3 protein-coding genes and 1 pseudogene are annotated in these 13,342 nt (G+C 37.6%); all 4 read right to left on the reverse strand.

Annotation, left to right across the window (positions count from 1 at the left end; all coding sequences use genetic code 11):
* Window positions 1–159: 159 nt before the first annotated feature.
* Window positions 160–1,821 carry a pyridoxal-dependent aspartate 1-decarboxylase PanP gene (panP, locus tag CDC33_RS09890; protein WP_109012518.1) on the reverse strand — a complete coding sequence of 554 codons (1,662 nt, stop codon included), beginning with the start codon at window positions 1,819–1,821 and terminating at the stop codon, window positions 160–162.
* Between the two features lie 113 nt (window positions 1,822–1,934).
* Window positions 1,935–5,300, reverse strand: a pseudogene (locus tag CDC33_RS09895) (non-ribosomal peptide synthetase); the annotation flags it as partial.
* 29 nt (window positions 5,301–5,329) lie between these two features.
* Entirely contained in the window at window positions 5,330–10,072 is a 4,743-nt protein-coding gene (locus CDC33_RS09900; protein WP_109008337.1) for a type I polyketide synthase, read from the reverse strand.
* A gap of 14 nt (window positions 10,073–10,086) precedes the next feature.
* Window positions 10,087–13,332: a non-ribosomal peptide synthetase gene (locus CDC33_RS09905; RefSeq protein WP_109008338.1), complete on the reverse strand. Its 3,246-nt coding sequence runs from the start codon at window positions 13,330–13,332 to the stop codon at window positions 10,087–10,089.
* Window positions 13,333–13,342 lie beyond the last annotated feature (10 nt).

Here is a 13,342-nt window from a genome sequence, read left to right on the forward strand (position 1 = left end):
CTTAGTTAATTATCAATACGGTTCAGTTAGCGCCAAAAACCTTTCAGGACTTACGCAAAAACTCTCTGAAACTCTTATTCCTTTGTGTCCTTTGCGCCCTTTGTGGTTCGTTTTTTCTTAATTTTGGATAAGTCTTGTCCTTAACTGAACCGTATTGAGTTAATTATTCATTTTTGATACATGTGAAATTGAAATTTCAGAAGCAATCTGAATCTGGTCATTTAAAACTGCGTCAATATCTTCTTCAGTCGTTAACGGATTGGCAATGACTGCACGCATGGCAATTACAGGAAATTGTTTATCCAAGCTAATGGTTGTTTTTGTTGTTCGTGAAATAAAAGTGCGACCAATCTGACGCTGCATTTTTTGTAAACATTCATTAAAATTGTTGATGATTTGATTATCTTTTTCTATTAGCTTTTTTTCTGCAATTATTCCTCTAAATTCTTCTGGAATATAGCGATAAATTAATAAATTAGTATCAGGATCTGCCAACAATTCAAATTCGGGCATCACCGAAATCCGAGCAGCCATGTATTGAGTTTTCCGAATTCCTTCATCAATTAAAAACTCATATCCTTTAAGCCCAATCAGCTTTAGAGCAGCGTGTAAAAATAAAGCCATGCCCGGTCGAGAACCTTCTAAAGCACGTTTACCTAAATCAAACGATCCCTTACGCATAGTATAGCTAGCATGTTTTTCGATTGAAGAAGCTAGATGAGGGTCGCGGAAAAATACCATACCAATACCCATTGGTAAATACAATTGTTTATGTCCATCAATAGTGACTGAATCAGCTTTTTCAATACCAGCAAGCTTTTGTTGATGTTTTCGAGAAAAGATAACTGGGCCACCCCAAGCAGCATCTACATGGAAATGTATATTATTTTCTTGGGCTATCTCGGCAATATCTTCTAGGGGATCAACACTACCAGAATCTGTAGTTCCAGCAATACCAACAATAGCTATAATATGTAAGTTTTTCTGGCGACAATCTGCAACGGCTTGGCGTAATGCTTGTATGTTAACTCGATTGTTAGAGTCAACGGCCACTCTAATCAAATTTTGGGTACTAATGCCCATTAAATCCGCAGCTTTATCAAAAGAAAAATGCATCAATTCGGAGCCAATCACAACTGCTCCTTTGTAACCATAAAAATTTAGAGCTGCTGTTAAACCTTCTTTTTCTACGCCTAAAAACTCATTTTTTGCTCCCAAAGATTTATTTCGGGCACACCATAGTGCTGTGATATTGGCTGTTGTACCACCAGAAGTTAAAATTCCTAGTGTACTCTGATTATTTTGAATATGCAGGTTGTAAAAATTATCGGATAAATTATAAATTTGTCGATGCATCATTGCTAAAGCTTCACGTTCATAAAAGCTTAAAGCTTTAGCAGTCTCTATTTTGACAGCGTTTTGATTCATTGCTGTCATTAGTTTAGCTATAGGTCGTACAAAAGAAGGAAGTGCCGAGGTCATGTGACCAATAAATTGTGGTGAAGATGTATGTATAGAGTGGGAAACAACGTTATCACCTAAGTATTGAAAATAGCTTTCAAAGTCAGTAGGTTCTAAAGGTATTTTGCTCTCCCCAAAATTCTTAATTATTAAATCAATTTCAATATTAGTATTTGCCTTTTTTGTAATTAAAAACTCTTCAGAAAAATCATTAACTATTTCATCTATCTGGGTTTCAATAGATTTTCCAAGAGTAGGTACAAACATTTGTTTTACATACTCACCAATTTCAGAATGTAATATTCGCTCAGTTGGAGAAAAATTATTTGTGGATAATAAACTTTTTTCACTTAATGTCATTTTGTCTCCTATAGTAAATAAATTTTGCGCTGCATAACTAATCATCTTTAGGACTTAAGCAAAAAACCTCTTATCAGTGTTCTCTGAGTGATTTGCGGTTAATTAATTTAATTTTATAAATTTTGTTCACCTGATTGAGATGAAACTCCGCTTTCCTTGATTGCTGTTCGATGTTCTTTTCTGGCTTGTTTTCGACGCTGTAATGAAGCTGTCCTACCTTCAGAAAAATGAGAATGTTTGATAAAAGATGTTTCTTTTCTTGCTTCTTGAATAAAATATCTGGCTAGGTGGCTGATGGTTGGATATTGAAACATTTCTACCAACAGAAAATCTCTTTGAAATGTTTTTTGCAATTTACTATGAACTTGAACTAAAAGCAACGAATGACCACCGAGTTGAAAGAAGTTATCATGGATTCCTACGTTCTCAACATTAAGTACTTCTTGCCAAATATCGGCAATAGTTTTTTCGACCTCAGTTTGCGGTGGCTGGTAAACTGTTTCCAATTGGGGGCGTGTTGTATCAGGTGCAGGTAGTGCAAAGCGATCAACTTTTCCATTTGGTGTTAGTGGTAGTGCCTCCAGTGTGATAAAAGCTGTTGGCATCATGTAGTTTGGTAACTTTGACTCTAAAAAGTTACGTAGTTCAGGAATTGTCATTGTTTGCTCTCTTTGAGCAACTACGTAGGCGACTATTCGTTGAGAGTTTGCTGAAGCTTCGCTGACTACAACTACAGTTTCTCGTATTGCTGGATGTTGGCTAATAATTGCCTCAATTTCTCCCAATTCAATCCTAAAACCACGTACTTTTACTTGGTTATCAATGCGACCTAAATACTCAATGTCTCCATTTGGTAAATATCGAGCTAAATCGCCGGATTTATAAAGAAGCGCATTGGGTTTATTACTAAAGCAATTAGGAATAAATCTTTCAGAAGTTAGTGTTGGTCGGTTTAAATAACCCCTGGTCACACCAGCACCACCAATATACATTTCACCTGGTACTCCTATGGGTACTGGCTGCCTATATCTATCTAGTAAATAAACTTGTAAGTCACCAATTGGACGACCTATTAAACTTGCTGATGCTACTTCTAAGTCTGCTATTTTTAATGGACGATATGTCACATGCACAGTAGTTTCCGTAATCCCGTACATGTTAATTAACTGTGGTGACTGGTCGCCATGACGTTCAAACCAAGGTCTTAAACTTTCAATTTGCAATGCTTCCCCACCAAAAATCACTTTTCGTAGGCTTAAATTGTTAGTATTTTCCAGGGATTGCTCTACCTGTATCAGTTGTCGGAAAGCAGAAGGCGTCTGATTAAGTATAGTAACTTGCTGTGTTAACAATAATTGATAGAACTTTTGAGGTGAACGGCTCAACCAATACGGTACTACCACTAATTTTCCACCATACAGCAATGCTCCCCAAATTTCCCAAACGGAAAAATCAAAGGCTATGGAGTGGAACAGTGTCCAAACATCATGTCGGTTAAAGTTATACCAGTGTTCAGTTGCTGCTAACAAACGAACAACGTTGCTGTGATTGACTAAGACGCCTTTGGGTTGACCTGTTGAGCCAGAGGTGTAGATGATGTAAGCTAGGTTATCAGTCGTACATTCACTAATTGGGTTTTGTGAGCTTTGTTGAGCTACAATTTCACAATCTGTATCTAGATAAACAACCCTAGTTTGATGTTGTGGCAAATTCTCTATCAGCTGCTGCTGTGTTAGTAATACTGATACAGCAGCATCTTGCAATATAAAGGCTAAACGTTCTGGTGGATATGCTGGATCTAACGGTACGTATGCACCACCTGCTTTGAGGATGGCTAATAGTCCGATGAGCATAGAGAGCGATCGCTCTACACAAATCCCTACCAATACCTCTGGTTTTACTCCTAGCTTTTGCAAATAGTGAGCTAGTTGATTCGCTCGGTTGTTCAACTCGCGGTAGGTTAGTTGATCGTTTTCAAAGACGACTGCGATCGCATCAGGTGTTTTCTGTACCTGTGCTTCAAACAATTCATGGATACATTGCTGTTGAGTATACTCAACTTTTGTGTCATTCCACTCTCGCAGCAATTGATGCTGCTCAGGTTCTGTTAGTAATGATAATTCTAAAAGTCGTAGCTTCGGTTTTGCAACAATCTTTTTAAGCAATGTCTGGAAATGTCCAGCCATCCGTTTTATAGTAGTTTCCTCGAATAAATCTGTATTAAACTCCAGATTAGTAAAAAGCTTTTCTGGTGTTTCTATTATTTCTAAAGTCAAATCAAACTTGGCACTACCATTATCAATTGCCAAGGGACTTACAGTCAAACCAGGCAATTCTAAAATAGGCATTGGTGTGTTCTGAAGTACAAACATCACCTGAAATACTGGTGTGTAACTCAAGTTCCGTTGTGGTTGTAGTTCTTCTACTAGTTGCTCAAAAGGTAAATCCTGATGGGCGTAGCCTCCTAATGCTACTTTCCGCACACGAGTTAGTAACTCCTCAAAGGTAGGATTACCCGCTAGATTAGTTCGCAATGCAATTGTATTGGCAAAAAGACCAATTAATCCTTCTAACTCTGTGCGATCGCGGTTAGCGATCGGTGAACCAACAACAATATCTTCACTACCAGTATAACGACATAGCAATATTTTAAAAGCTGCCAGCAGAGTCATAAATAAGGTAGTTCCATGCTGCTGGCTTAATTTATTTAAAGCTATATGTAACTCATCGGATAACTCAAATGAATAGGTAGAACCCTGAAAACTGCTAATGGCAGGTCGTGGTTTGTCAGTGGATAGCTCTAATAATTCTGGTGCGCCCTCTAACTGCTGTTTCCAATAGGATAGTTGTGATTTTAAGACTTCTCCTTGTAGTTGTTGTCGTTGGAAGCTTGCAAAGTCTACATACTGTATTGGTAGTTGAGCAAGTGGAGACGGTTGCCCTTTAGAAAAAGCTTCATAAAGTGCCGTAACTTCTTTAATTAGTACTCCCATTGACCAACCGTCGGAAATAATATGATGCATGGTGAACACCAGAATGTGTTCTGTTTCTTTTAGTCGTAGTAAAGTAGCTCGCAGTAATGGAGCTTGGCTCAAATTGAAGGGTCGCTGTATTTCTTGTATAACTAACTTCTTAATTTCAACTTCTTGCTTAACCTCAGTTAACTCTTCCAGATTTATGGTAGGTAAACTTAAACTTATATTTGGAAGAATTACCTGAACAGGTTTTTCTTCCATAGTTGCGAAAGTAGTTCGCAAAACTTCGTGGCGACGCACGATTGTATCAAAGGTTTGTAATAGTGCAGATTTACGAAGGAAACCAGTAAGACGTAAAGCTGTCCATATATGATTAGCAAAATTACCAGGCTGCAATTGCTCTATAAACCAAAGTCTTTGTTGAGCAAAAGATATTGGGAAAATGTGAGGCTTTTCGACCTTTTCTTGAAGTAGTTTTGCCAAAAGCTCCCGTTTATTTTGTGATGAAACTTCATTAATATCATGAGTATTGCTCATTGAACAGCCCCTTCAGATTGCAACATATTATTAAGTAATAGCTCAACTTCTCGATCTGAAAGTTTATTTATATTTGCTAATGTCTGTTGTTCATTACTCCGCTCAATTCTTTCTATCATTTTGAAGTTAAACTTTTCTTCTAAATTCCGCTTCTTTTCATCAACTATTAAGGCTTGTTCCATGACAGTGGGTGCTTCAAAAAAACCATGCAGAGAGAGTTGTACTTGAAACTCTTGACGCAATCGAGAGAAAACTTGAGTAGCTAATAATGAATCTCCTCCTAATTCAAAAAAATTATCATAAATACCTATCTGTTTAATCCCCAGCAGATTTTGCCAGACTTCAGCAATAGTTGCTTCAACTTCATTTCGGGGAGCAACATAATCATTACGTAGATTAGGACGGGGATGCCTTAGTTGAGAGAGGCTTGTTGAAGCTGATTTATCTTCTAACAATGCTAATCCCTCTTCCAGATACTTAAATGAATTATCCTGTTCAATTACTGCTTTAAAATCTTGCGGGGAGACAACAACATGAGACAAGCTACTTAGCAAAATGCGATTAAAAGCTTCGGCACCTTCTTGAGATAATATTCCTTTTTTGAGATTCTCTTCCCGTTGGAGTTTTAATTGCTCTGGTAGTGCTGTCTCTACTGCCATGCCTACTTCTTGCCAAGTACCCCAATTGATTGCCACCGTAAATTGGTCAGATTTAGAAGTACGATAATGTGCATAAACATCTAGAAACGCATTTGCTGCACAATAATCAACCTGCCCAAATTCATTTAATATAGAACTTTGCGATGAACAAAGCACTAAAAAATCTAATTTAATATTTTGTAAGTTTAGAATCTCCTCTAATACTAATGTGCCCTTAACTTTTGGCGCTAATACACTGTTTGCTAAATCCTGTGTTTTTAGTTGAATTATGCCACCACCAGCAATACCTGCTGCATGGATGACACCATTGATTTGACCAAATTTCTCTAAAGCTTCAGCAACGGCTACCTGCATTTGTTCGTAGTTGGCTACATCGGCACTTTTAACCTCGACCTCTGACCCCAACTCTTCCAACACGAGCATTTTTTGGATCTTGCGGCTAACACTATCTTCACTATCATGAGTTTCTAGCCATTGCTTCCACTGCGATCGCTCCGGTAATCCTTTTCTTCCAATTAAAACTAACTTAGCTTGTACTGTCTTTGCTAAATATTCCGCTAACACCAAACCTATACCGCCAAGTCCACCAGTAATTAAGTAAACTCCTCTTTCCTTTAACTTAGTTTTACCTAGAGTGCTTTCATGCAGATGGACAGCTTCAAAGGTTTGAATCCAGCGATGAGATCCTCGATAAGCAACTAGATTATCGGTTTGCTGTGTTGTCAATTCCGTAATCAAATAGTCAATAAACTTTTGTGTTAGCGGAATGTTATCAGCAGTAATTACTACATCGATAATACAAGAACTAATGTTTGGGTATTCTTTGGGAATTATCTTACACGGCCCCAATATAGTTGCCTTCTCTGGGCATAGCTTTTCATCACCAATGACATTATATAAATTGTTCGTTACAACCCTTAACTTAAGAGAATCACTGATATTTTCTTTTCCTAATGCCTGTGTAAAATACAATAAACTCCAAAAACCGAGATTATGGTAATCTTCAAAAGTTTGTTTTTTGAACTTATTGTTAGATAAAGTATTATTTGGCGTAATGCTCCAAAAGTGAGCTACTCCATTTGGAATTAAAGTATCTTTTCGGAGTTCTTGAAGTAAGGTATTATAGTCATCACTTTGGCGTGGGTTAATGCTATATGTGCATTCGTTCAGCTTAGTAAACTTATCTGCAACCCTAACTGTAACAACATAATTTTGCTGTTTGAGCCGTTTAGCAACTTCCCCTCCAATTCCATATTCATCTATAAAAACTAACCAGCAGGTGTTTTGCTCGGTTACTAATTCTTTCCCTTGGAAAAACTCAAGTGGTGTAGATTGTTTCCATATTGGGATATAAAACCAATCGGCAATATCTGGCTTTTTCCCTATTGATGGTTGCCACGCCTTTGATAACGTAGTTTCGGGGTCAGCTTCAATCCAGTAACGCTGACGTTCAAAAGGATAGGTAGGCAAAGGAATATGTCTGCGTTGCTCTTTTGCATAAAAGCCTGTCCAGTTTATTTGCAATCCTGATAGCCAAAGCCGAGAGAGAGTATTAAGCAAAAATGCTACATCAGAAATTTGCTCTTGGGGATGTCGTAACGAAGTTAGCATTACAGCCTGTGAAACCAACTGTCGTTTGGCTAGGGTAGTTAATGTTTGTCCTGGCCCAACTTCCAATAGGGTTCGTGGTTGTTGCAGCAATTCAGCGATTCCCTCGTTAAACAATACGGGTTGTTGTAGGTGTCTAGCCCAGTAGTCAGGATTGATCGCCTGATCTGCCCTAATCCAAGTTCCAGTAACGCTAGAAACAAAAGGAATTTGAGGTGGTTTCAGGTTGACTTCCCTAAGATGCCGTACAAATGGCTCTAAAATCGGCTCCATCATCTCGGAATGAAAAGCATGAGATGTATGCAGGCGGCGACAGTCAACACCCTGCTCCGTCAAACGATTTTGTAATAGTGCGATCGCACCAATACCACCAGAAACCACACAAAGGGATGGTGCATTGCTAGCTGCTAAAGAAAGTTCTGAACCCAACATAGGTTGTATTTCTTCAGCAGAGAGAGAAACGGAAAGCATCGACCCTGGTTCGACTTGTTGCATCAGTCGTCCGCGAGTTACGACTAAAGTCAAGGCTTCTTCTAAAGAAAAGACACCTGAAATACAAGCGGCTACATACTCACCGATGCTATGACCAATCATCGCTTGCGGATGGACACCCCACGCCATCCAAAGTTTAGCAAGGGCATATTCAATTACAAATAGCGCAATTTGCGTTAAGGAAGTTTGTTTAAGTTGTTCTTCTGTAGTTTCTACCGTGGAGGGATAAAGTATATCTTTGAGGTCTAACTTTAAATGTGATTTCAGCAATTCACAGCAATCATCAATTTGTTGCTGAAAAGCTGGTTCTGTTTCATATAAATCTCGCCCCATGTTTACATACTGCGCTCCTTGTCCGGGAAACATAAACACAATTGAATGGTTACGAGTTTCTGAAAAATTGCTTAAAACTCTTTCTTGCTTTGGCGCGGTTAGTATTTTTATAGCATCTGAAATATCCTGACATAGGAATACTCGACGATGATTAAAACTTCGGCGACCAACTTGCAAAGTATAAGCTACATCAGCAAGATTGCTATCAGGATGGTGTGCTAAATAGTTGGTAAGGTTAGTTGTAGCAGATTCTAAAGCTGTTTGAGTTTTTGCAGAGAGAATTAACAACTGCCAGGAGCGAGAAACACTCTCTTCGGGTGTAAAAACTGGAGCTTCTTCTAAAATTACATGGGCATTAGTCCCACCAATGCCAAAAGAACTTACACCTGCTCGACGTGGTATACCGTTAGTTTTCCACTCTGATAATTTGTTATTGACATAAAAGGGGCTATTGGCGAAATCAATTTGAGGATTTGGTTCTTCAAAGTGCAGGATAGGAGGAATTTGTTTGTGTTTGAGAGCTAATACTGTTTTAATTAAACCTGCAACACCAGCAGCTGCATCTAAATGCCCAATATTTGTTTTTAATGAACCAATTGCACAAAAGTTTTTCTTTTTTGTACTGTTTTGGAATGCTTGCGTTAGGGCTGCAATTTCAATTGGATCTCCTAAAGATGTTCCCGTCCCGTGAGCTTCAATATAAGTTATTGTTTCTGCTTCTACCTCTGCAACCAGTTGAGCCGTTTTGATAACTTTAGCTTGACCTTCTATGTGGGGTGCTGTGTAGCTAACTTTGTTTGAGCCATCGTTATTTATCGCCGAACCTTTAATTACAGCATGGATAAAATCTCCATCATTTAAAGTATCTTCTAATCTTTTCAAAACAACGATTCCTGCGCCTTCTCCAGCTACTGTTCCCTGTGCTTTAACATCAAAAGCGCGGCAGTGTCCATCAGGAGAACTAATACCTCCCTCTTGATAAATATAGCCAGCTTTTCTTGATGCACTGATGGAAACACCACCAACCAAAGCTATATCACATTCTCCGTTGAGCAAACTTTGGCAGGCTAAATGTACAGCTACTAATGAGGTTGAGCAAGCTGTTTGAACTGTATAGCTAGGGCCTGTTAAATTAAGTTTGTAAGAAGTACGTGTAGCAAGGTAATCTTTATCGGCAGCGATCGCTATTTGTTGTTCATCTACTAAGTTTCTAATATTTTGATTAAAATAAATATTTAGTAAATAACCGCTTAAATTAGAACCAGCAAAAACACCTATAGAACCATTGTAGGTTTCGGAATTATACCCGGCTGTTTCCAGCGCTTCCCAAGCACACTCTAAAAAAATCCGGTGTTGGGGGTCAGTCATTTCTGCATCTCTGGGATTAAAACCAAAAAATTCAGCATCAAAAAGTTCTGCATCTTCTATGACAGCATTTCTCTTAACATAGTTGGGATTACTAAGAAGTGCTGCATCTACTCCTGCTTCCAATAGTTCTTCATCACTAAAAACAGAAATTGACTCTATACCATTTTGGAGATTATGCCAAAATTCATCAACATTTTTAGCTCCAGGGAATCTTCCTGATAATCCAATAATTGCTATTTCTGAACCGTTAGTAGTATATGCACCAGTTGGAATATTCATTATTTATTAATTCCTTAATTATTTTCAACTGATTTAATTTTTTGGAGACGTTTTCTTTGTTGCGCCTTCCCAGATGAGATTTTTTCTGCTTGAGTATCATTTTCCTGTAAAAATTCTGTGGGATTAGGAGATGAATTTAAATAGTTGGCTAAAGAATTAATCGTGGGATATCTAAATAAATCCAGGGTTGATAGTTCTACTTTTAAAATTTCCTGCAATTGGCTGTGAACCGTAACTAAAAGTAATGAATGACCGCCAATTTCAAAAAAATTATCGTGAATGCCTATTTTTTCAAGATTCAAAGCTTTTTGCCAAACAGAGGCTATTGTCTTTTCTACCTCAGTTTGCGGTATCACATAAGTAACTTCTAATTCTGGGCGTAGAACATCGGGCATTGGCAATGCTTGACGGTCTACTTTGCCATTAGATGTTAATGGTAATGCCTCTAATATCATAAAGGCAGTGGGTAGCGCATGGTCAAGCAATTTATTCTGCAAGAAGCGTCGCAGTTCAGGAGTTGTTAATGTTTTATCTGGCTGGAGAGTTATATAAGCTATTAAAATTTGATTTCCAGATTTATCCTTCTGAAGGATAACTACACTTGTCGATATTGATGGATGTTGATTGATAACCGTTTCAATTTCTCCTAGTTCAACACGGAAACCACGTATTTTAACTTGGTTATCGATGCGACCGATATACTCAATATCTCCACTTGGTAAAAACCGTACTAAATCACCTGTTTTGTAAAGGCGATCGCCTTTTTGTTTACTAAAGGGATTAGGGATAAACTTCAGGGCTGTTAATTCAGGTTGATTTAGATAACCTCTGGCTAATCCAAGTCCACCAATATGCAATTCACCTGGTACTCCCATTGGCACTGGTTGCAAATATTGGTCTAAAATGTACAACTGGGTATTAGCGATCGCCTTTCCAATGGGTATGGAACCTGTAGAATGTTTCCCGACTGGAACCTGATAAACACAGCAGCCTACTACTGTCTCTGTGGGGCCATATTCGTTTATTAATATTGTATCTGGAGCTACATCTTGCCAGAAGGTAATGCTTTGGGCTAATAAGTTTTCGCCACCAATAATAAAAGCTCTCGTTTTATTTGCTATCTCTTCTTTAGATAACTGTTGCTTCAGCAAATCTAAGTGAGCAGGGGTAATTTTCACCAAACTTAAATTTGAACTTTTCTTTAAAGCTTGAGAAAGGCTTTCAATCCCTTGTTTTTCTGATAGTAATTCTACTGCGCCACCGACTAATAAAGGTGAGAAAAGACTGGTGATTGTTAAGTCAAAACCTAGAGATGAGTGGACTAAAGTTCCTACTCCTTGCTCTACTGCATATCTTTGAGTAGCCCAACTTAGGTAGTTAACTAATCCTTGATGGGGGATTAGAGTTCCTTTAGGTTTACCAGTGGAACCGGAGGTGTAAATAATATATGCTAAATTTAATTCGTTTATTGTAGCAATTGGATTTTCATTTTTTTGTTGGTTTATATCCCAATCACTATCTATACAAATTACTTTAATTCCATTCGTAGCTAAATCTACCATTAAATGCTGTTGAGTCAGCAGCACTGGCATTTTAGAATCGTTTAAGATAAAAGCTTTTCTTTCTAAGGGATAGCTAGGGTCAATCGGTACATAAGCACCACCTGCTTTTAAGATGCCTAAAAGTGCAATCAACATTAAAGGCGATCGCTCAACACAAAGCCCCACCATTACATCTGGCTTAACGCCTAATTTTTGTAAGTAATGAGCTAGCTGATTAGCACGAGTGTTTAATTCTTGGTAGGTAAACTGCTGATTTTGATAAATAATAGCAATGTTTTCTGGCGTGCGATCGCACTGCTGTTCAAACCAATGGTGGATGCACTTGTATTGTAGTTCTGCTGTTTTAGTATTATTGAATGCAACTAAGAGTTCTTCCCGCTCTTGTTCGCTGAAGATATCTAATCGTGATATCGCTGTAGAGGGATTGTTTATAACACTGATTAACAAAGTTTGCCACTGATTTGCCAAACGTTGAATATCTTCTTTATGGAAAAGTTTTTCATCATAGTGAAATTCTGCTTTGACTAAATTATTTTGTGTACGAACACAAGAAAGCCTTACCTTAAATCGGTCAAAGCATACGTAATGCTGATGAAATGAAAATGATACTTGAGGGGCATAGTAATTAGTTACCGCTTCTTCAAAATCAAAACAAAATGGTAAATACGAATGTTCTATACCATTTCCATTTATTTTAGGAAATGCATCCCAGCTAAAACCATCCTGCCATTCAAGTATTTCTTCTGCTAAGTTATTAACCTGTATCAAAGTATTACTGAATGTATCATTTTCTTGCAGATGACAAGCGAGGGGTAAATATTTGGCAAATAAACCTAGTGCTGCTTTTAATTCTTTATAATTGCGACCATCACAACCTAGACCTGTAATTAAGTTTGATTGCCCAGTAATACGCCAAAGTAAAATTTGCCAGCAAGTAAGGAAAAATATATCTATTGAAATTTGAGATTTTTGGACAATTTCTTCAATTTTAATGAGTAAGTCGCTGTGAATTGCTAACGTAATAACTTGAGGTTCAAATTCTGATTCTTCAGAAAGCCGATTCTCAAAAGGAAGCTCTAAGGTATCCAGAGGCGAAAAATCTACTTGCTGCCAATATTTTATCCTTGTTGCAGTCTCCTCTGCTTCAAGTAATTCATTTTGCCATGTAGCCACATCAGCATATTGTAGTGGTTCTTCAGTTATTTCTGCATTCTGCAAACAGACAGTGTAATATTGACTAATTTCATTAACTATATTTTTTAATGTTTTATAGTCAGCACACAGAGATGGTAAGTTTATAAATAAAAAGTATTTTTTGGATGAGCAAATTACCAATTCTACTTTTAATAATTGACTTGACGCTAATTTTACAGACTCTTCCTTTATTTTATTAAAAAGTGCTTTTATTTCTTCCGTTTGAGAAGATTGATTTTCTAAAGTATGCTCGGCTATAAATATGTCTTTGTTAGTATTTATAACCTGAATAGGTATTTTTAAACCACGTGGGCGATGAAAACTTGTGCGAAGAATCTCATTTCTAGCAATAACTTTTTCTAACGCTTCTTTCAGGATTTTTATTTCTATATCTCCTTCAATAAGGATAGCACATTGACTCCGATATAAATTACTATCTTGCTGTAGTAACCAAAGGTGCTTTTGTTGAGGAGATAGTGGAAAACCTTGAATTATCTGTTGCATTTTATGTCTC

Origin of the sequence: Nostoc commune NIES-4072 (genome assembly GCF_003113895.1) — a bacterium.
Classification (GTDB): Bacteria; Cyanobacteriota; Cyanobacteriia; order Cyanobacteriales; family Nostocaceae; genus Nostoc; species Nostoc commune.

Bases quoted from the DNA above. Each gene is read 5' to 3' on its own strand.
- panP (WP_109012518.1), bottom strand. From the start codon at position 1,821: ATGACATTAAGTGAAAAAAGTTTATTATCCACAAATAATTTTTCTCCA.
- CDC33_RS09900 (WP_109008337.1), bottom strand. From the start codon at position 10,072: ATGAATATTCCAACTGGTGCATATACTACTAACGGTTCAGAAATAGCA.
- CDC33_RS09905 (WP_109008338.1), bottom strand. From the start codon at position 13,332: ATGCAACAGATAATTCAAGGTTTTCCACTATCTCCTCAACAAAAGCAC.